The 19600-nt window shown below is 74.0% G+C and carries 20 protein-coding genes; 11 read left to right on the top strand and 9 right to left on the bottom strand.

The genetic code is table 11. The features are described from left to right. Positions 1 to 23: 23 nt before the first annotated feature. Together ACIGXO_RS32255 and ACIGXO_RS32260 are read right to left on the bottom strand one after the other, a co-directional pair. Positions 24 to 1217 carry a CaiB/BaiF CoA transferase family protein gene (locus tag ACIGXO_RS32255; protein WP_399793984.1) on the bottom strand — a complete coding sequence of 398 codons (1194 nt, stop codon included), beginning with the start codon at positions 1215 to 1217 and terminating at the stop codon, positions 24 to 26. After that, positions 1217 to 2434: an MmgE/PrpD family protein gene (locus ACIGXO_RS32260; protein WP_399793986.1), complete on the bottom strand. Its 1218-nt coding sequence runs from the start codon at positions 2432 to 2434 to the stop codon at positions 1217 to 1219. The genes ACIGXO_RS32255 and ACIGXO_RS32260 overlap by 1 nt, the downstream gene beginning before the upstream one ends. Positions 2435 to 2712: 278 nt before the next feature. On the opposite strand from ACIGXO_RS32260, the gene ACIGXO_RS32265 reads away from it, so the two are divergent. From ACIGXO_RS32265 to ACIGXO_RS32280, 4 genes are all read left to right on the top strand, one after another. Then, positions 2713 to 4095: an MFS transporter gene (locus ACIGXO_RS32265; RefSeq protein ID WP_399793988.1), complete on the top strand. Its 1383-nt coding sequence runs from the start codon at positions 2713 to 2715 to the stop codon at positions 4093 to 4095. A 49-nt stretch (positions 4096 to 4144) separates the two neighbouring features. Then, the gene (locus ACIGXO_RS32270) at positions 4145 to 5038 is read left to right on the top strand and encodes a hypothetical protein (protein WP_399793990.1); all 894 of its coding nucleotides are present in this window, start codon (positions 4145 to 4147) and stop codon (positions 5036 to 5038) included. Beyond that, positions 5035 to 5889, top strand: coding sequence for an HpcH/HpaI aldolase/citrate lyase family protein (locus ACIGXO_RS32275; protein ID WP_399793992.1), 855 nt, complete (start codon positions 5035 to 5037; stop codon positions 5887 to 5889). Before ACIGXO_RS32270 ends, ACIGXO_RS32275 begins: the two co-directional genes overlap by 4 nt. 136 nt (positions 5890 to 6025) lie before the next feature. Further along, positions 6026 to 6769, top strand: a complete 744-nt coding sequence (locus ACIGXO_RS32280) for a GntR family transcriptional regulator (RefSeq protein WP_399793994.1) — start codon at positions 6026 to 6028, stop codon at positions 6767 to 6769. 18 nt (positions 6770 to 6787) lie between these two features. Here the strand turns inward: ACIGXO_RS32280 and ACIGXO_RS32285 are convergent, their stop codons facing one another. After that, on the bottom strand, positions 6788 to 7351 hold the full coding sequence (locus ACIGXO_RS32285) for a GNAT family N-acetyltransferase (protein ID WP_399793996.1): 564 nt from the start codon (positions 7349 to 7351) through the stop codon (positions 6788 to 6790). Positions 7352 to 7377: 26 nt separating this feature from the next. Further along, complete coding sequence (locus tag ACIGXO_RS32290; protein WP_399793999.1) at positions 7378 to 7971, bottom strand: TetR/AcrR family transcriptional regulator; 594 nt, start codon at positions 7969 to 7971, stop codon at positions 7378 to 7380. A gap of 101 nt (positions 7972 to 8072) precedes the next feature. On the opposite strand from ACIGXO_RS32290, the gene ACIGXO_RS32295 reads away from it, so the two are divergent. After that, on the top strand, positions 8073 to 8507 hold the full coding sequence (locus ACIGXO_RS32295) for a nuclear transport factor 2 family protein (RefSeq protein ID WP_399794001.1): 435 nt from the start codon (positions 8073 to 8075) through the stop codon (positions 8505 to 8507). Further along, the gene (locus ACIGXO_RS32300) at positions 8504 to 9352 is read left to right on the top strand and encodes an NAD(P)H-binding protein (protein WP_399794002.1); all 849 of its coding nucleotides are present in this window, start codon (positions 8504 to 8506) and stop codon (positions 9350 to 9352) included. Before ACIGXO_RS32295 ends, ACIGXO_RS32300 begins: the two co-directional genes overlap by 4 nt. A 7-nt stretch (positions 9353 to 9359) precedes the next feature. Here ACIGXO_RS32300 and ACIGXO_RS32305 read toward each other — a convergent pair whose 3' ends face one another. The 3 genes from ACIGXO_RS32305 to ACIGXO_RS32315 all read right to left on the bottom strand — a co-directional run bounded on the left by ACIGXO_RS32305 (position 9360) and on the right by ACIGXO_RS32315 (position 13136). Continuing rightward, positions 9360 to 10727: an aldehyde dehydrogenase family protein gene (locus tag ACIGXO_RS32305; protein WP_399794005.1), complete on the bottom strand. Its 1368-nt coding sequence runs from the start codon at positions 10725 to 10727 to the stop codon at positions 9360 to 9362. Positions 10728 to 10824: 97 nt separating this feature from the next. After that, the gene (locus tag ACIGXO_RS32310) at positions 10825 to 11520 is read right to left on the bottom strand and encodes a type 1 glutamine amidotransferase domain-containing protein (protein ID WP_399794007.1); all 696 of its coding nucleotides are present in this window, start codon (positions 11518 to 11520) and stop codon (positions 10825 to 10827) included. 116 nt (positions 11521 to 11636) lie between these two features. Next, the gene (locus ACIGXO_RS32315; RefSeq protein WP_399794009.1) at positions 11637 to 13136 is read right to left on the bottom strand and encodes an MFS transporter; all 1500 of its coding nucleotides are present in this window, start codon (positions 13134 to 13136) and stop codon (positions 11637 to 11639) included. Positions 13137 to 13285: 149 nt separating this feature from the next. Here ACIGXO_RS32315 and ACIGXO_RS32320 point away from each other — a divergent pair, with 149 nt between their 5' ends. Both ACIGXO_RS32320 and ACIGXO_RS32325 read left to right on the top strand, forming a co-directional pair. Beyond that, the gene (locus ACIGXO_RS32320; protein WP_399794011.1) at positions 13286 to 13831 is read left to right on the top strand and encodes a DinB family protein; all 546 of its coding nucleotides are present in this window, start codon (positions 13286 to 13288) and stop codon (positions 13829 to 13831) included. A gap of 149 nt (positions 13832 to 13980) precedes the next feature. Beyond that, complete coding sequence (locus ACIGXO_RS32325; RefSeq protein WP_399794013.1) at positions 13981 to 14607, top strand: histidine phosphatase family protein; 627 nt, start codon at positions 13981 to 13983, stop codon at positions 14605 to 14607. Positions 14608 to 14688: 81 nt separating this feature from the next. On the opposite strand, the gene ACIGXO_RS32330 is transcribed toward ACIGXO_RS32325, so the two are convergent. Further along, entirely contained in the window at positions 14689 to 14862 is a 174-nt protein-coding gene (locus ACIGXO_RS32330) for a hypothetical protein (RefSeq protein ID WP_399794015.1), read from the bottom strand. Between the two features lie 217 nt (positions 14863 to 15079). Here ACIGXO_RS32330 and ACIGXO_RS32335 point away from each other — a divergent pair, with 217 nt between their 5' ends. Further along, positions 15080 to 15274, top strand: a complete 195-nt coding sequence (locus ACIGXO_RS32335; protein WP_030261424.1) for a hypothetical protein — start codon at positions 15080 to 15082, stop codon at positions 15272 to 15274. 40 nt (positions 15275 to 15314) lie between these two features. Then, positions 15315 to 16913, top strand: coding sequence for a hypothetical protein (locus tag ACIGXO_RS32340; protein ID WP_399794018.1), 1599 nt, complete (start codon positions 15315 to 15317; stop codon positions 16911 to 16913). 252 nt (positions 16914 to 17165) lie between these two features. On the opposite strand, the gene ACIGXO_RS32345 is transcribed toward ACIGXO_RS32340, so the two are convergent. Continuing rightward, positions 17166 to 18671 carry a PLP-dependent aminotransferase family protein gene (locus ACIGXO_RS32345; protein ID WP_031059605.1) on the bottom strand — a complete coding sequence of 502 codons (1506 nt, stop codon included), beginning with the start codon at positions 18669 to 18671 and terminating at the stop codon, positions 17166 to 17168. A 99-nt stretch (positions 18672 to 18770) separates the two neighbouring features. Here ACIGXO_RS32345 and ACIGXO_RS32350 point away from each other — a divergent pair, with 99 nt between their 5' ends. Continuing rightward, a complete protein-coding gene (locus tag ACIGXO_RS32350; protein ID WP_399794020.1) occupies positions 18771 to 19571 on the top strand; it encodes a YitT family protein in 801 nt (266 codons plus the stop codon). Positions 19572 to 19600: the final 29 nt, after the last annotated feature.

Raw genomic sequence — 19600 nt, forward strand, 5'->3', positions numbered from 1 at the left:
GGGTTCCTTCGGGGGATCCGGGGTCAGATGACGGCGTCGGCGCGGAGGGCCGCGAGGTCGTCGGGGGTGCGGCCGAGTGCGGTGAGGATGGCGTCGGTGTGTTCGCCGACGGCCGGTACGGGGTCCATGCGGGCGGTGAGTCCGGCGAGGTCGGCGGGCGGGAGGAGGGCCTGTACGGTGGCGCCGGGGACGGCGACCTCGCGCCAGCGGTCGCGGCCTTCGAGGACGGGGTGGTCCAGGAATTCGGCGACGGAGTTGACTCCGGCGTTGGCGACGCCGATGTCTTCCAGGACCTTCATGATGTCCGCGGCGGTGGAGCGGGCGAAGCGTTCGGCGACGATGGCGTTGAGTTCGTCGCGGTGGGCGACGCGGTCGGAGCCGGTGGCGAACCGCGGGTCGTCGGTCAGTTCGGGCCGGCCGAGGAACTCGCGGCACAGCGCGGCCCATTCGCGTTCGTTCTGGATGGAGAAGAGCACGTCCTTGCCGTCGGCGGCGGTGTAGGCGCCGTAGGGGGCGATGGTGGCGTGCTGGGTGCCGACGCGCGGCGGCTGGCTGCCGCTGTGCCGGGTGTAGTACGCGGGCTGGCTCATCCACTCCGCGAGCGCTTCGAAGAGGGAGACCTCGACGGGGCGGGCGACGCCGGTGGTGGCGCGGGTGAAGAGGGCGGTGAGGATGCCGCTGTAGGCGTACATTCCGGCCGAGATGTCGGCGACGGATACTCCGACCCGGGCGGCTTCGTCGGCGGTGCCGGTGAGGGAGACCAGTCCGGTCTGGCACTGGACGAGCAGGTCGTACGCCTTGCGGTCGGCCCAGGGGCCGCTGGTGCCGTAGCCGGAGACGGTGCAGGGGATCAGCTTCGGGTAGCGGGCGGTGAGGGCGTCGGGGCCGAGGCCGAGGCGGTCGGCGGCGCCGGGTGCGAGGTTCTGGACGAAGACATCGGCTTCTGCGAGGAGTTGGTGCAGTATGTCGCGGCCGCGTGGGTCCTTGAGGTCGAGGGTGAGGCTTTCCTTGGAGCGGTTGAGCCAGACGAAATAGCTGGAGTGGCCGTGCACGGTGGTGTCGTAGCGGCGGGCGAAGTCGCCGTCGCCGGGGCGTTCGATCTTGATGACGCGGGCGCCGAGGTCGGCGAGCTGGCGGGTGGCGAAGGGGGCCGCCACGGCCTGCTCGATACTGACGACGGTGATGCCTTCGAGCGGGCGTTGCTGCTGATGCTGCATCAGTTCTCCTTCTGCGTACGGCCGGTGGTGGCGGGGAACGCCGTCCGCATCAGCTCGGCCGCTCCCTCCCACGTGATGCCCGCGAGCAGGTCCGGTACGTCGGGTCCGCAGGCGGCGAACTTGGCGCGGAGTTCGTCGTGCGTGGGCGGGCGCTGCGGGGAGCCGGGCGGCAGGGCCAGTGCGGAGTGCAGGGCCGTGCCGTCGGCGAGGTCGAGGCGGAGGGCGACCTCGCCGTCGAGGAGGGTGGTGGTCTCGCCGGGCAGCCGGTCGACGGTGACCTGTCCGATGAGTTTCTGGGCTTCGGGGCGGGTCACGGCGGCGTCGGTGAAGCTGTCGAAGCCGGGGTAGTCGTCGAGGAGTGCGGTGGCGACGGCGTACGGCATGGAGAACTTGCCCTCCAGGCCGGTGGCGGGCCGGTCGTGGAGGAGGGGGTGGACGGTGCCCGCGGGGGTGGTGACGGTGATGCCGGTGATCTCACCGTGCGCCCGGGAGCGGATGTCGCGGAGCGCGGCGATCGGCCGTTGCATGGCGTAGCAGCAGGGGTACATCTTGATCGCGAGGCCGCCGGGGACGGCGGGCGCCGCGGGGACGTCGGTGGCCGGGGTGCCGCCGACGCGCTTCAGCCAGGCGTCGAGGGCGCGCGGGTCGGCGGTGGCGCCTGCCTGTGCGAGCCGTGCGGCCCGTACGCCGGCGTCCGCGGCGAAGCCCACCTGCAGGGACTTGCTGTGCGTACCGAATGCCTCCTGGACGCCGCCGGCCGCGGGCACGGCGAGCGCCATGGCGGTGGCGAGCTGCTCGGGGCCGAGTCCGAGGGCGACGCCGGCCGCGACGGCGGCGGCCGGGGCGCCCGCGGTGCAGGTGGCGTGCCAGCCGTTCGCGTAGTGGTGCCAGCCGAGCATCGCGCCGAGCCGGGCCATGACGCCGGCGCCGGCGAGGTAGGCGCGCGCGTCGCCGCCGGCGGCGAGCACGGCCGGGACGGTGACGACGGAGATGTGGGTGGTGCTCTCGATGTGCAGGTCGTCAAAGTCCAGTACGTGGGCCATGGCCGCCCAGCGGGCCGCGTCCGGGAGTGGCGCGGCGATCGGCCGCAGCGGGTGGGCGCGGGCGGCGAGGGCGACGGCGACGGTGTCGGCCAGGGCGCGGCCGGCGAGCGCCAGGTCGTCGGGGTCTGCCCGGTGGTCGTGGGCCCACTGGGCGAGGGCTCGGGCGGCGGTCATGGGGTCCCCTCCGTGGTGCGGCGGCCGGCGGCGGTCCGGCCGGCGACTCCTCTGCCGCAGATTTGTACGGCCAAATGATCGCCGTGTCAACGGTGCCGTGCGTGCGGCACTCTTCCCCTGTCCACCCCTCGAAACCCTGGACAGCAAGCCCTTGACGCCGCCGTGAGCCGGGCCACAGAATGCCGACGCCATACGTGGAGCCACTTTGTACGTAGCGATGCCGTACATGCCCGCGCTAAATGGCCGCCCGTTTCTGGGACCCCTTTGGAGGCAGGTCAGTGACGACCCCATCCCCCGCCCTCGCCGCGCTGAGCGGGGCACCGATCGGCCGGACGCACCGCAGAGTGCTGCTGATCATCAGCGCGATGTTCCTGTTCGACCTCGCCGATCTGAACACCTTCGCCTTCGCGGCCCCCGCGATCCGCGCCGTGCACGGCTTCACCGTCCAGGACGTGGCCCTGGTGACCGCCATGAGCTTCGCCGGCATGGCGGTGGGCGCCGTCCTGGGCGGCCGCGCCGCCGACCTGCTCGGCCGCCGGCTCGGCATGTCCGCCGCCGTCGCCGTCTTCTCGGCCGCCTCGCTCTTCAACGCCGTCGTCTCCACGCCCGGCCCGATGGCCGCCGCCCGCGCGCTCACCGGCTTCGGCCTCGGCGCGATGACCGCCATCGCGATCTCCTACCTCTCCGAGGTCACCCCGGCCACCCACCGGGGCCGCTTCCAGGCCGTCGCCCTCGGTGTCGGCCTCGTCGGCATCCCGCTGGTCGCCTTCACCGCCCGCGGGATCACCGTCTCCCACCCGGCGGCCTGGCGCTGGCTGTTCGTCGCCGGGGCACTCGGCTTCCTGCTGCTCCCGCTGGTCCTGCGGCTGCCGGAGTCGCCGCGCTGGCTGCTCTCCCGGGGCCGGGCCGCGGAGGCCGCCGAGATGGTGCGCCGCTTCGTACCGGATTTCCGCGGCGGTACGGAGGAGCAGCCGCCCGAGGCGGGGACCGAGGCCCGCTTCCGTGACCTCTTCGCGCCGGGACAGCGCCGCAACTCGTTCGTCATGATGGTCGTCTGGGCCTTCGCGCTCACCGGTTTCTACGGGTTCCAGTCCTGGGTGCCGACCCTGCTGGCCGACCGCGGCCAGGACTTCGCCCAGTCGATGACCATGTCGGCGATCACCACCATCGGCGCGGTGCCCGGCGCGTTCCTCGCCACCCCGTTCATCGACCGCTTCTCGCGCAAGTACCTCGCCGTGGCGCTCGGCCTGATCGTCGCCGCCGTCGGCATCGGTTACGGGCTGAGCACCGGCACCGGGGCCGTCATGGTCTTCGGCGTACTGGTCGCCGCGCTCAGCCAGGCGTACATCGCCGTCCTGTACTCCTACACACCCGAGCACTTCCCCACCGCGCTGCGCACCGCCGGGTCCGGCCTCGGCAACGGCGCGGGCCGCGCCGCCAACATCGTCGCGCCGCTGGTCATCGCCGCCGTCTACACCGCACCGCACCTCGGTTACGTGGGCGTCTTCGCCTTCGTCGCCGGTGCCTGGCTGATCGCCACCCTCACCGTCGCGTTCTTCGGCATCGACACGCGGGACCGGGCACTGGAGGAGCTGCACGCCCGGCCCGCGCAGGAGGATCCGGTACGCCCCGGCTCCCCCAGCCGGGCCGCCACCCACTGACCCGCTCCGCCCCCACCGCACCCCGCACTCCGCACAGACAGGAGCCCTCATGCCCGGCGCCCCCGCCGACCTCGGCGTTCTGGAAGAGACCGCCCGCAGCTGGCACCCGGCCGACACCCGCGCGACCGACCCGCTGGCCGCCGCCCCGGTCGCCGCGCTCTCCGCCGTACTGGACCTGCCCGGGCCGGTGGCCGCCGCCGGGCAGCCGCTGCCGCCGCTGTGGCACTGGCTGCACTTCCTGACCTGGCCCCGGCAGAGCGAGCTGGGCCCGGACGGGCATCTGCGCGACGGCCACTTCCTGCCGCCGCTGCCCGAGCGGCGCCGGATGTTCGCGGGCGGCCGCCTGGAGGTCCGTACACCGCTGACCGTGGGCCGCCCCGCCGAGCAGACCAGCGGTGTGGTCAAGGCCGAGGCCAAGAAGGGGCGCACCGGCGGGCTGCTGTTCGTCACCGTACGCAGCGAGTTCCGCCAGGACGGCGAGGTGCGGGTGGCCGAGGAGCAGGACATCGTCTACCGCAGCGGCGGCGACGCGCCCGTACCGGACCGGCTCACCCTCGACCTCGACGCCGAGCCGCAGAGCGACACGCCGTGGCAGCTGCCGTGGACCACCGATCCGGCCGTCCTCTTCCGCGTCAGCGCGCTGACCGCCAACGCGCACCGCATCCACTACGACGAGCCCTACGTCACCGGGGTCGAGGGTTACCCGGGCCTGGTCGTGCACGGTCCGCTGCTCGTCCTGCAGATGCTGGAGCTGGTCCGCCGCCGCGCGCCCGAGCGCACCGTCCGCACCCTCTCCTACCGGCTGCGCACCCCGGCGTTCTGCGGCGAGCGGCTGCTGTCCTGCGGCACGCCGTACGAGGAGGGCGACGCGTCGGGCGTGCGGCTGTCGGTCGCCGGGCCGCGCGCGGCGGAGCACGCCACGGCGGAGGTGACCTTCGCATGACCGGCACCGAGACGCCCTCGTCCGCGCAGGCGGCCGAGGCACCGTCGTACGCGCAGGAGCTCGCCGCGGCGCGCAGTCTGCTCTTCGTCCCCGGCCACCGCGCCGACCGGTTCGCCAAGGCGGCCGCCGCGGGCGCGGACGGGGTGATCGTGGACCTGGAGGACGCGGTCGCGCCGGACGGGAAGGACGCCGCGCGGGACGACGTGGCCCTGTGGCTGGCGGGCGGCGCACGGGCGGTGGTGCGGGTCAACGCGCACGGCACCGAGTGGTTCGAGGCCGATCTGGCGATGGCGGCCGCGCACGGCGCGCCCGTCATGCTGCCGAAGGCCGAGGACCCGGCCGTACTGGAATCCATCGCCTGCCGGACGGGCGGCCGCAGCCCGGTACTGGCGCTGATCGAAACCGCGGCCGGGGTGGAGAACGCCGCCGCGCTGTGCCGCGCCCCGAACCTCGTCCGGGCCGCCTTCGGCAACATCGACCTCGCGGCGCAGCTCGGTGTGGACCCCGACGACCACCAGGCGCTGGCGTACGCGCGCTCGCGCGTGGTCTGCGCCTCGGCGGCGGCCGGGCTCGCGCCGCCACTCGACGGCGTCACCGCCGATCTCGCGGCCGACGGCCCCCTGCCCGGGGATGTCGCGCACGCCCGCGGGCTGGGCTTCGCCGGCAAGCTCTGCATCCACCCGCGTCAACTCGACGCCGTACACGAAGGGTTCACTCCTTCGGCTGCCGAACAGGAGTGGGCGCGGCGCGTGCTGGCGGCGGGCGAGGCGGTCACCGTGGTCGACGGGCAGATGGTGGACCGCCCGGTACTGGAGCGGGCCCGCCGCATCCTGAGCGCGGGCGGCGGGTGAGAGCCCGCGCCGCGCCCGCCGGCTCCCGGCGACCGTCCCCGCAGGTGACCCGCCCGTTCCGGGGCCGATAAGCTGGCCGTCCTACCTGTCCGGACCACCTGAACCACCCGGACTACCGAACGGCGACGAGGATGTGATGGCGGCCAACAAGCCGGTCCGTGGGCGGTCCGCGTACCAGCAGCTGGCGGACGACCTGCGTACGGATCTCGCGGGCGACCGGTACCCCAAGGGGGTGCGGCTGCCGACCGAGGCCGAGCTGGCCGAGACGTACCAGGTCAGCCGGCAGACCGTGCGCCGCGCCTTCCACGACCTGGTCGCCGAGGGCCTGGTGTACCGGGTCCCCGGGCGCGGCACGTTCGCCGCGCCGCGCGACGGCCGGTACCTCCGCAGGTTCGGCTCGGTGGACGATCTGATGGGGCTGTCCCTGGACACCACCATGCAGCTGTCCAGCCCGCTGCGGCGGCGCGTGGACATCGACGCGGCCGGGCGGCTGCGGCTGGACAGCGACATGGTGCACACCCTCGCCTTCCGCCGGTTCCACGACGACGTGCCGTTCTGCCACACCACGGTGTGGCTGCCGCCGGACGTCGGCGAGACGCTGACCGACGTGGACCAGCTCACCGAGACGGGCGCGCGCTCCACGTTCACCATCATCGGCCTGCTGGACGACCGGCTGGACTCGCCGATCACGGAGGCCGAGCAGTCCATCACGGTCGCGCCGGCGCCGGACGCCGTCGCGGAGGAGCTGGCGTGCGAGCCGCACCACCCGCTGCTGCGCATCGACCGCCTCTACACGACCTCCGAGGGCCGCCGCGTCGAGCTGGCCATCAGCTACTTCCTGCCCGAGCAGTACTCCTACCGGGTGCGGCTGCGCCGCTGACGCCGGGGCCGCGGGCGGTCAGGTACCGGCGGGCGGGCGGTCGTTCAGGATCCGCTGGAAGAGCCGGACGTCCCGCCACTCGCCGTTGATGTGGAGGAAGCGCGGCGCGACGCCGTAGGGCTCGAAGCCGCACTTCTCCAGGACGCGCTGCGAGCCGGCGTTGTGCAGCAGCGTGCCCGCTTCGAGGCGGTGCAGCCCGGCCTCCTCGTCGGCGTACCGGGCGACCGCCTCCACGGCCGCGCTCGCCAGCCCCTTCCCGGTGTGATCGACGTCGATCCAGTAACCGAGGTTCCCGCTGCAGGACGGGCCGTAACGGATGCCGGACAGGGTGATCACACCGGCGATCCGGGGGCCGTCCGTCAGCATCCACAGCATCAGCCGGCCCGCGTCCCGCTCCGCCAACTGGCCGAGCAGCCGCTCCCGTTGGCCCTCGAGGGTGTAGAAGTCCTCCTCCCGCACCGGATCCCAGGGGCGCAGGTGCTCGCGATTGTGCAGATACGCCGCGAGCAGCGCCTCGGCGTCGGTGGGGGCGGCCGGCCGCATGACGACACCGCCCGGCAGCACAGTTGTGTCACTGACCATGCCCGTCACAGTAACCCCGTCGCGCGTCACTCCGGATCGCTCGGTGCGCCGAGGAACGCGGCGGTGTAGTCCGCCAGTTGCGACCGCAGCGCCTCGCGTGTCGTGTGTTCCTCGCCCGCCAGGTGCTCGACGAGGTCGGCGCGGACGGCGGCGAGCAGCGCGTGGGCGGCGAAACCACTGTCGGGCAGGCCGGGCAGCTCCTCCAGCATGGTCCGCAGCAGGGTGTGCCAGCGCGCGTAGTGCGCCGCCCGGTACGGGCTGTCGCCACCGGAGCCCTCCAGGGCCAGGGCGAGGTGGCGGTTGTCGAGCTTGAAGCAGAGGAGGGCGTCGAGCAGGGCGGGTACGCGCTGGAGCGGCGGGGTGCCGGGTCCCAGTGGCGGCGGGCCGGCTTCGACGGCCTCCTGGACCGGTTCGAGCCGCGCCGCGTACAGCGCCCTGATCAGGCCGGCGCGGTCGCCGAAGGCCCGGAAGAGGGTGCCCTTGCCGACGCCGGCCGCTGCCGCGATATCGGCCATGGTGACCTCGTCGGGGCTCGCGCAGTCGGTGAACAGGGTGTCGGCGGCGGCGAAGACGGCCGCCCGGTTGCGGACGGCGTCCTTACGGGCTCTGCGCTCGGGCACGCGGCTCCTCCTTTACAAAGCGGACCACGGGTCCGTATCTTGCAGAAGCGGACCCGGAGTCCGCATTCTAGACGCGAGGAAGACAGGACGAGAGGACACCCATGCCCGCACCCACCGCACCGACGGAACCGGCAGCGCTGTACCGCCACAGCCTGCGCCTGCTGCTCGACAAGGACATCCCCGCCTGGACCGGCCTGTGGGCCGAGGACGGCGTCATGGAATTCCCCTTCGCGCCCGAGGGCCGGCCCCGGCGCCTGGAAGGCAAGGCGGCCGTCGGCGATTACATGCGCCACTATCCCGACCACATCGACCTGCACGACTTCCCCGACCTGCGGATCCACCGGACCGAGGACCCGGAGACCCTCGTGGTCGAAATGCGCGGCGTGGGCCGCCTGGTGGAGACCGGCAGGCCCTTCGACATGACGTACATCGCCGTCGTGACCGTGCGGGAGGGGCTCATCACCTCCTACCGCGACTACTGGAACCCGCTCGCCGTGCTCGAATCCGGCGCCGACTTCGCCGGGAGCGCCCGATGACCGCCACCGGCACCACGCTGGTCACCGGTGCCACCGGCACCACCGGCTGCCGCACCGCCGCGCGGCTGACCGCCGCGGGCCACCGCGTCAAGGCCGCGAGCCGCCGTGCCACCCCGGTTCCGGGCGCGGAGCCGGTCCGCTTCGACTGGTACGACCCCGCCACGCACGGTGCGGCGCTCGACGGCGTCGACCGCCTCTACCTCGTACCGCCCGTGGGCGACTCCGACCCGGCCGCGGTCATGCTGCCCTTCCTCCGGCAGGCCCGCGCCGCGGGCGTACGCCGTGCGGTGCTGCTCAGCTCCTCGGCGATCCCGGAGGGCGGCCCGGCGGTCGGTGTCGTCCACCAGGCGCTGCCCGGCCTGTTCGACGAGTGGGCCGTGCTGCGGCCCTCGTGGTTCATGCAGAACTTCACCGGCGCGCACGCCCACGCCGACAGCATCCGGGAGAGCGGCACCCTCCTGACCGCCACCGGGGACGGCCGGGTCGGGTTCGTCGACGCCGACGACATCGCCGCCGTCGCCGTACGCGCCCTGACCGATGACCGCGCGCCCAACGCCGACCCGGTCCTCACCGGGCCGGAGGCGCTCAGCTACGACGAGATCGCCGCGGTCATGACCGAGGTCAGCGGGCGGCCCGTGGTCCACCGCCGGCTGAGCCACGACCAGTTGTGCGCTCACCTCGCGGCGCAGGTGCCGCCGGAGTTCGCCGCGATGCTGGCGGGAATGGACCGCGCCATCGCCCGGGGCGCGGAGGACCGCACCACCGACGCCGTCCAGCGCCTCACCGGCCGCCCGCCCCACGGCTTCCGCGAGGTCGCGGAACGGGAGTGGGCGCACGGCCGGTGACGTTGCGTCAGGTCAGGGGTACGTCCAGCATCGCCTTCCGGTGGCTGAACGTGGCGATGGAGTGCGGCCCGTGGTAGGCGCCCATGCCGCTCTCGCCGACGCCGCCGAAGGGCAGGTCGGGGACGCGGAGGTGGGCCATGGGCATACCGAAGCCGAGGCCGCCCGAGGAGGTCTCCGTGGCGAGCCGGCGGCGGGTGGTCTCGTTCTCGGTGAAGCCGTAGAGGGCCAGCGGCTTGTCGCGGTCGTTGATGAACGCGATCGCCTCGTCCAGGTCCGCGACCTCGACGATCGGCAGCACCGGGCCGAAGATCTCCTCCCGCATGACCGGGGAATCGGGGGTGACGCCGGCCAGTACGGTCGGCGCGATGTACTTCTGTGCCCGGTCGTGGGCGCCGCCGGTGACCGTCCGTCCGGAGTCGAGCAGGGCGGTCAGGCGGTCGAAGTGGCGGTGGTTGATGATCCGGCCGTACGCGGGCGAGGCCGCCGGGTCGGGCCCGTACAGCTCCTCGATGGCCTCGGCGAGGGCGGCCTGGAGGCCCTTGGAGGTCTCCGGGTCGGTCAGGACGTAGTCGGGCGCGACACAGGTCTGGCCGGCGTTCTGGAACTTGGCGCGGGCCAGCCGCTGCGCCGTGCGCGTCACGTCCGCGTCCCGGTCCACGAACGCCGGTGACTTGCCGCCCAGTTCGAGCGTCACGGGCGTGAGGTGCTCGGCGGCGGCGCGCATCACGATCCGGCCGACCGTGCCGTTGCCGGTGTAGAAGATGTGGTCGAAGCGCTGGGCGAGGAGAGCGGTGGTCTCCGGTACGCCACCCTCGACGACGGCGACCGCGTCGGCATCGAGGTACTCCGGCAGCAGCCGCGCCAGCAGCGCCGAGGTGGCCGGGGCCAGCTCGCTGGGCTTGGCGACGACGGTGTTGCCCGCCGCGAGCGCGCCCGCGAGGGGGACGAGCAGCAGCTGCGCCGGGTAGTTCCAGGGCGCGATGACCAGGACGACGCCGAGCGGGTCGAACCGGGTGCCCGCCGTGCTGCCGGCCGGGAAGCCCTCGGCGGACAGCGCGACCGGCGTGGGCCGCAGCCACTCCTCCAGGTGCTCCAGGGTGTGGTCGATCTCCCGGATCGGGAAGTCCACCTCGGCGCCGAACGCCTCCGCCTCACTCTTGCCCAGGTCCGCGTGGAGGGCGGCGGCGAGGTCCGCGCGGTGTTCGGTGAGCAGCGTACGGAGCTTCCAGAGCTGCTGCGCGCGCCAGTCCAGGGAACGGGTGCGGCCGCCGCGGAAGGTCGCACGCAGCCGGGCGACGAGGTCGGCGGGGGTCTCGGCGGCGGCCCCGGCGGCGGCTGCGGGGGCTTCGGCGGAGGTGACGGGTGAGCCGGTCATGCGGTGCTCGATTCGTTCAGGGTGGTGCGTGCGATCGACCATGCACAGCACCGGCGCGGAAGCATTCATTCCGCCCCGGTGCGGGAAGGGCGCCGGGTCAGCCGAGCGCCTTGAGCATCTCCGCCGCGAGCGGGCCGGAGGAGGCCGGGTTCTGGCCGGTGAAGAGGTTGCGGTCGGTGACGACGTACGGCGCCCACGGCTCGCCCTCGCGGAAGTCCGCGCCGAGCTCCACCAGGCGGTCCTGGAGCAGCCACGGCGCCTTGTCGGCGAAGCCGGCCTGCGCCTCCTCGGCGTTGGTGAAGGCGGTGAGGCGGTACCCGGCGAACGGCGAGGCGCCGTCGGGGCCACGGGTGGCCAGCAGCGCGGCGGGGCCGTGGCAGACGATGCCCAGCGGCCGGCCCGAGGCCAGCGCGTCGGCCAGCAGCCGGGCCGAGTCCTCGTTCGTGGCGAGGTCCTCCATCGGGCCGTGGCCGCCGGGGTAGAAGACGGCCGCGTAGCCGGCCGCGTCGACCTGCTCCAGCTTGACCGGGCGGCGCAGCGGGTCCATCGACTGGAGCGTGGCGGCGACCGCGTCCGCGCCTTCCTGGCCGCCGTTGACCTCCGGGGCGAGGCTGGCCGGGTCCAGGGTGGGCAGCACGCCGCCGGGCGTGGCGACCACGACCTCGTGGCCGGCCTCGGTGAACACTTCGTACGGGGCCGTCACCTCTTCACCCCAGAAGCCGGTGGGGTGCCGGGTGCCGTCGGCCAGCGTCCAGTGGTCGGCGCCGGTCAGCACGAAAAGGATCTTCGCCATGTCGGTCCTCCGGGTCCTTCGGTTCGGCGGGGTGCACGTGGTGCCCCGAACGTAACGGCTGTACGCGTCCGAGGCCGCCTACCGCGCCGGTGCCCGCTTTCCCCGCGTGCCGCGCGCTATGCCTCCAGCCGGTCGGGGCGCGGTCGCGGCGGATCGTGCGCCGGGTGGGGCACGGGTGGGCCGTCCGGGTAGGGCGCGGGTGGTCCGGCCGGCGGTCGCGGCCCGGCCGGGGGTTCGGGCGGCGCCGGTCCGGTGCCCGCCTCCCGGTCCAGCTCCCGCCACTCGTGGCGCAGCCCGGCCAGGTTGGTGGCGAGGAAGTACGCCGCGCCGCTCACCGCAAGGACCGGGACCAGGCCCGCCCAGACCACCGCCGCGCCGGCCAGCAGGCCGCCGAGCGGGATGCCCGCCCAGGCCAGCGAGTCGCCCAGCGCGCCGACCCGGCCGAGGAGGCGGCGCGGTATCCGCTCCCAGATGACCGCGCCCAGGATCGGGTTGAGGAAGCCGGAACCGAAGCCGGAGACCGCGTACACCGCGACCACCACCCACACCGGTACGTCCACCGCCAGGATCACGAACTTGGGCGCGCCGGAGACCAGGAAGCCGGCGAAGAAGACCTGCCGGCGGCGCAGCCGGTGGGCGACGACCGCGGCGACCAGGCTGCCGGCCACCGCCGTGAGGCCCGCCGCGCTCGCCATCAGGCCGATCGCGGACGGCCCGTGGCCGGTTTCCCTGGCCCAGATCGGCATCAGCACGGAGTTGCGGGCGGCGTCGAGGAAGTTGGTGAAGCCGACGGTGCAGATGATGATGAGCAGCAGCGGCTGGCCGCGCAGGTAGGTGAAGCCCTCGGCGAACCGGCGCCAGTAGCCCGCTTCGGCCCCGGCGGCCGCGGCGGCCGCGGCTCCGGAGGCGGCCGCCTCCCCGCCGTGCGCCGTCCCCGTACCGTCCGCCGCGCCGCCCATCCCGCGCGGCAGGGCCAGGCCGACGAGGACCGAGCCGAGGGCGAAGGTCGCCGCGTTGACGAGCAGGCCGGCCAGCGGGCCGAGTACGGCGACCAGTACACCGCCCAGGCCGGGGCCCACCGTGGCGGCCAGCCGTTCGACCACGCCGAGGAGGCCGGTGGCCCGCTCGATGGGCATCGCCGAGCGGGCGGCGGCCTCCGGGATCATGACCTCCTTGGCCAGGTCACCGGGGCCGCGGGCGCCGCCGATCACGGCGACCAGGACGAGCAGCAGCCAGAAGTCCAGCAGGTCCAGGGCGTGCAGCGCCGGTACCGCGGCGGCCACCGCCGCGCTGACCACATCCGCCGTCCAGGAGATCACCCGGGCTCCCGCCCGGTCGACCAGCGGCCCGGTCAGCGCCTTGATCAGGACGTACGGCGCCATCTCGCAGAACGCGACCAGGCCGGTCTGTGCCGCGCTGCCCGTGGTGACCAGGACGAACCAGGGGAGCGCGATCGCGGACACCCGGGTGCCGGCCTGGGAGACGGCGGCGGCCGTCAGCAGTCCGACCAGCGGCCGCAGCCGTCTCCAGCCGCCCGTCCCTCTGCCGCTGCGGCCGCGTCGGCCGCTGCCGGCCGGTCTGCTCCCGTCGGCCTGCCCGCCCATGGGTCCGTTCACGCCGACCGCCCCCGTTCCGTCCGCGCGCGGCCGCGCGCCCGCGCCAGTTCCTGTGGATTCATTTCGTTCCTATACCGCCCGATGTACTCGCACGGCAGTGCTCGCTCCCCGCGTAATCGCCCCCGCGGGCGGTACGGCAGACTCGGCCCATGACCGAGACCACGCCCTCTGCGCCCACCGACGTTCCCGCCCCGCTGCTCGTCCGCACCGGCGGCGAACGCGAGGTCCTGGAAGCCTTCCTGGACTTCCACCGCTCGACGCTCCGGGGAAAGGTGCAGGGCCTGGCCGACGACGCGGCGCGCCGCCGGCTGGTCCCTTCGGAGACCACCCTCGCAGGACTGGTCAAGCACCTGACCCTGGTGGAGCGCTCCTGGTTCCCCGACCTGCTGACCGCTGCGGAACCGCCCGCCAAGGACGCGGGCGAGGCGGCCGCGGCGGGCGGGCACGACGGCGGCTGGGAGGTGGGCCCCGAGGAGTCGCTCGACGGGCTGCTGGCGGCGTACGACGAGGCGTGCGCGCGGTCGCGCGCGGTGGCAGCCCCGTTCCCGCTGGACCATGTCGTGCCGCATCCGCAGATCGGCGAGATGTCGTTGCGCTGGATCTATGTGCATGTCATCGAGGAGACTGCCCGGCACGTCGGCCACGCCGACATCCTCCGCGAGCAGACGGACGGCGCGACGGGCGTCACGGCCTGAGGACGAGGCTGGGCCCGGTGCCGGCCGTCCGCCGTCCGGTAGCCTGAAATTGCTTGCATAACCCATATACGTACGTGCCGTACGGGCGGCGCGCCAGTACGGACACGCGCCGTGCGGGGCGCCGCCCACGCCCGACCGAGAGTTCTTCCATGCGCCTGCTGCTGATCCGTCACGGTCAGACCCCGTCCAACGTCGGCCACCTGCTGGACACCACCGCACCGGGGCCCGGCCTGACCGAGCTGGGCGAGCAGCAGGCGGCCGCGCTCCCGGAGCGGCTGGCCGACGAGAAGATCGACGCGCTCTACGCCTCCACCCTCGTGCGCACGCAGCTGACCGCCGCGCCGCTCGCCGAGGCCCGCGGCCTGGACGTGGTGATCCGTGACGGCGTCCGCGAGATCGCCGCGGGCGACCTGGAGATGCGCGGCGACGCGGCCTCCAACGACCAGTACCAGCGCGTGGCGTTCTCCTGGCCGGCGGGCAAGCCGGAGCTGCGGATGCCCGGCGGCGAGAACGGCGTGGAGATGCTGGCGCGTTACGACGCGGTGATCGAGGAGATCGCCGCTTCCGGCGTCGAGGCGGCCGCCGTGGTGAGCCACGGCGCGGCGATCCGTACCTGGTCCGCGGCGCGCGCCCGCAACCTGGACGCGGACTTCGCCATCGCCCACCCCCTCCCGAACACCGCGGTCGTCGTCCTGGAGGGCTCCCCGGCCGCCGGCTGGACGGCCGTGTCCTGGTCGGACATCGACATCCCGGAGACGGGCCCGCGCGCCAGCTGAAGAGGCTGCCGCCCGGCACGGAAAAGCTGCCGCCCGTCAGCCGAAAAGGCTGCTGCCCGTCGACGAACAGGCTGTTGCCCGTCAGCTGAAGAGGCTGCTGAACAGCCACATCATCAGCGCCCAGCCCCCGATGACGGCCGCGGCGACGAGGATGAAGCCGACCCACACGGAGGGTGGCAGGCGCGGGGGGATCACCGGCCTCGGAGGGACGACCGGGCAGCACTTCGAGCAGTGCGGTGGCGCGAGGACGGCCATGGCGCCCACATTCCTGCGTACCCAAGTACGGCACAAGGGGCGCGACCGGCATCTACGGCGCTTGTAGGCACACTCCGGGGCAGATTGCGCTACGACAGGGCCCGATTGGGCGGTTTCAACGATAAATCACCCATTTGCGGCTTTGCCGGGCTTGATACGGGCTGTGAGGCTGGAAGAACTCATGGTGACCGTCCCCACCACCCAGGAGAGAACCCCCATGGTCCTGTCCATCTCCGGCGTTGTCCTGCTCGGCGTCATCATGTTCCTGTTCTTCCGCAAGGACGGACTGAAGGTCTCCCACGCCATCGTCTGCGCGCTGTTCGGCTTCTACCTCGCGGGCACCGCCATCGCCCCGGGCATCAAGGCCGGCGGCGCGAGCCTCGCGGGCCTGCTCAAGGGACTCTCGCTCTGAGCGTCCTGCCGAGTCGTCACGCATCCCCAGGAGACCTTCCGTGCCCCGGCGTCCACTGCCCAGCATCCTGAGCAACAGCGCTCCCCTCACCCGCGGCCGCGACTTCGCGCGGACCGCGGCCGACAGCGCCTCCGACGTGTTCCACCCGCTGCTCGTCATCGGCCGCGGCCTGCGCCGGCTGCTCTCGGCCGGCCGGCAGCGGTGGGCGGCGACGCCGCGGGAGCGCCGCGGCCCGCTGCTGGCCACGACGGCCGTCTGCCTGGTCTCCCTGGCGCTCGTGCCGTACGGGCCGCTGCTCGGTCTCATCTCGGTGATGGCGGCGGCCGCTTGGGCGGGCCGGGAGCGGACGCCCGCCGACGCCGGGCCGACCGAGGCCGAGACCGGCCGGCTGCGCGCCCTGTACGAGGCGCTGGTGCCGTACCTGAGCTTCGAGGGCGACCCGGACCCGCTGTACGTGCACGACGGCGACTGGGCCACGGCCTTCCCCGAGTACGAGTTCGACGAGGACGGGCGGCTCGCGCGGCTGCGCCTGAAGTACCCGGTGTACTTCACCGATGCCGAGCCCCAGTCCCGGGTCCGCATCGAACAGGTGCTGCTCGCCAAGTCGGGGCGCGGCCGGGAGTACCACTTCGCGTGGGACCAGGAGGGCAACCAGCTCGTCCTGACCGTGCTCCCGGCGCTGCCGACCGACATCGCGGCCCAGCGGTTCGTGACCACGCCGGGCGAGACCGTGCTGGGCTTCACCGACGCGGGCGCGGTCCAGCGCACCGTCCCGGTGGCGGGCGCGGCCGAGGAGGCGGAGCCGCGGGACGTGCCGCCGGTGGTCTGGCGGACCGGGCCGCGCTCCACCGAGTCGCACCTGCTGGCCCTGGGGCGCCCCGGGAGCGGCACCACGACCCTGCTGCGGTCCGTCGCCCTGCAAGCGCTCTGCCACGGCGACGTCCTGGTCATCGACGGCAGCGGAACCGGGGAGTTCGCTTTCCTTCTGGGGCGGCCCGGCGTACTCGGCGTGGAGTGCGGGCTGACCAGCGCGCTGGCCACACTGGAGTGGGCGGCGCACGAGACGGAGCGGCGGCTGATCGCCGCGAACCGCGCGCGGCAGGCCGGGCTGCCGGTCCCCGACGACCTCCGCCAGCCGCTGTGGGTCCTCGTGGACCGGCCGAGCGCGCTGACCCACCTCGCCGCCGCCGAGGGCCGCGAGGACCCGCAGCGCCTCCTCCAAGTACCGCTGCGCCACGGGCGCGCCGCGAGCGTCACGGTGGCCGTCGCCGACCAGTTCGAGAGCGCGGAGCTGCTGAGCGAGCCGGTGCGCGCCCACACCCGGGCGCGCGTCGTGCTCGGGCCCACCAGCCCGGAGGACGTGCGTGCCGTCCTGGGCGCGCCCCCGGAGACCACGCCCGCCGACCAGGTCCCGCCGGGGCGCGGCTACGCCCGGCTCGGCTCGGGCCCGGTCCTGCGCCTCCAAGTGCCCGCCACGCCCGACCCGTTCGACGACGCGACGAGTGAGTACCACCGGCGGGCGGTACTGGCGCTGCTGCCGGAGCGCACGGCGCTCGGCTCCGTACCCGCGGCCGCCGCCCCGCCCGCCGACGGCGCGGACTTCGGGTACCGCGCGGGCACCGCGTCGGGGGCGGTGTGACCGCTCGCCCTCACGGGCCCTGATCTCCGGGCGGCCACCGGTGACGCGCTCCACCGGCGGCCGCCCGGATCATTCCTCCGGGAGCGGTGTCCGGAATCTGTGTGTCCGGTACCTGTGGTGTCAGGTACCTGTGGTGTCAGACCGCGCCTTCCGGGACCGGTGTCAGGTCGCGCCCTCCGGAGCCGCGTGCCCGGCCTCTCAGGCACCCCTCAGGCGCCCCTCAAGCGCCCCTCAAGCGCCCTCAGGCGCCCCTCAGGCCACGAACGAGTGCAGCGTGTCACTGTCCTGGGAGCGGCCCGTGGCGACCAGGTGGGCGGCGCCGGCCAGCCGGGAGGCGGCCTGGTCGGCGACCGCGCCGCTGACCGTGAACGGGAGACGTACGAACCCCTCGAAGGCGCCGTCCACCCCGAAGCGCGGGCCCGACGGCACCCGTACGCCCAGCCGCTCCCCCGCCTCCGCGATGCGCGACCCGGACAGGCCGCCCGTGCGCGCCCAGAGGGTGAGGCCGCCGCTGGGGACGCTGAACTCCCAGTCGGGCAGGTGGCGCCGGACCGCGTCGACGATCGCGTCCCTGTTCTCGCGCGCCTGCTCCCGGCGGATGGCGACCGCCTCCTCCCAGCCGCCGCCGTCCAGCAGGGACGTGATGGCGAGCTGTTCGAGGACCGGGGAGCCGAGGTCGGCGTAGGCGCGGGCGGCGACCAGGCTGCGGATGATGTCCGGGGCCGCGCGCACCCATCCGATGCGCATACCGGCCCAGAACGCCTTGCTCGCCGAGCCGACAGTGATCACCGAGCTGCCCGACGGGTCGAACGAGCAGACCGCGGGCGGCACTTCGACGCCCGGGTCGAGACACAGTTCGGCCATCGTCTCGTCGACGACCAGGACCGTGCCGGCCGAGCGGGCCGCCGCGACCAGTCCGCGCCGCTGCTCCTCCGTGGCGAGCGAGCCGGTGGGGTTGTGGAAGTCGGCGACGACGTACGCCATACGGGGCGCGGCGTCCCGCATCACCTGGCGCCAGGCCGGGATGTCCCAGCCGCCGAGCCGCTCGGCGAGCGCCACGGGGACGAGTCGGGCTCCGGCGTCCCGCATCAGCTGCAGGATGTTCGCGTACGAGGGCGAGTCGACGGCGACCCGCTCCCCGGGGCGGGTGATCAGGCGGCAGATCGCGGCCACCGCGCCCATCGCGCCGGTGGTCACCATGATCTGCTCGGGCATGGTGGGGATGCCGCGGGCCGTGTAGCGGTCGGCGAGGGCCTGGCGCAGCGCGGGCAGCCCGGCCGGGTAGTCGCCGTGCGTGTGGGCGTACAGCGGCAGGTCCGCCATGACGCCCTGCACGGAACGGGTGAGCCAGGGCTCGGGCGCGGGCAGCGCGGCACAGCCCAGGTCGATCATCGAGCCGGCGGCCTCCGGGGGCAGCGGCTCCAGCCCCCGGGTGGGCAGCGGATTGCCGGCCGGCACGGCGGTCCAGCTCCCCGAGCCGCGCCGCGACTCCAGGAAGCCCTCGGCGCGCAGCGCTTCGTAGGCGGCGGCGACGGTGGTCCTGCTGACGGACAGCGCGGCGGCCAGCTCGCGCTCGGCGGGCAGCCGCGCGGCCACCGGGACCCGCCCTTCGAGCACCAGGAGGCGGACGCCGTCGGCGAGGGTCCGGTACGCGGGGATGCGGCGGCCGCCGACCGCCGCCGAGGCGGCGCGGTCGTCCTGCGACCGCACCAGGCGGGCGAGTTGGGCCGCACCCACTGCTGAAGTCCACTGCGCCATATCGACCAGTCCACCTTTCCGCGATTGGCCATGGAACCCGGCTGCCGGCCCGCCACAGGCTGGCCCTCTACAGTCCAATCTTGCCAGGAGGGGAACCCGTTGTCTGCAAAGGGATCTGCAGAGGCGTCCGCGAAGGGGCCCGCGGAGGGGCCGGAACCGGGGCCGGAGGGCGATGCGGCGGACGGCCGGGAGGGTGAGCGGGAGGCGGCCGCCGGGCGGCCCCACGGGCGCCATCTGCCGCGACGGCTGGTCCAGCTCTACGTCGGTCTGGTGCTGTACGGCGTGAGCATGGGGCTGATGGTACGCGCGGACCTCGGCCTGGAGCCGTGGAGCGTACTGAACCAGGGCATCGCGGAACACACCGGCCTGACCATCGGCACGGTCACGATCGTCTCCGGCGCGCTGATCCTGCTGCTGTGGATCCCGCTGCGGCAGCGCGTGGGCCTGGGCACGGTCTCGAACGTGATCGTGCTGGGCCTGGTGATGGACGCGACGATGGCCCTGGTGCCCGCGTCCCCGTCGTTCTGGATGCGCGTCCCGGTACTGGCCGGCGCGGTCGCCCTGAACGGCGCGGCGACCGGCCTGTACATCTCCGCGCGCTTCGGTCCCGGGCCGCGGGACGGACTCATGACCGGGCTGCACCTGCGCACCGGCCGCCCCATCCGCCTCGTCCGCACCTGCATCGAGATCACCGTACTGGCCGCGGGCTTCCTCCTGGGCGGCTCGGTCGGCGTGGGCACGGTCGTGTACGCGCTGGCCATCGGCCCGATGGCGCAGTTCTTCCTGCGGCTCTTCGCGATCAGGGGACTGGACGAGCCGTCCCGGGTGGTCACGGGGAAGTCCGCACCACAGGAACAGCCGGCGCCGGCCCCGGAGGCGGCCGCGGACTGCCGGTCCTGAGAGCGCGCGGCTTACTGGGGGGCGGGGCG

The organism is Streptomyces sp. NPDC053542, from assembly GCF_044544685.1.
Taxonomy (GTDB): Bacteria; Actinomycetota; Actinomycetes; order Streptomycetales; family Streptomycetaceae; genus Streptomyces.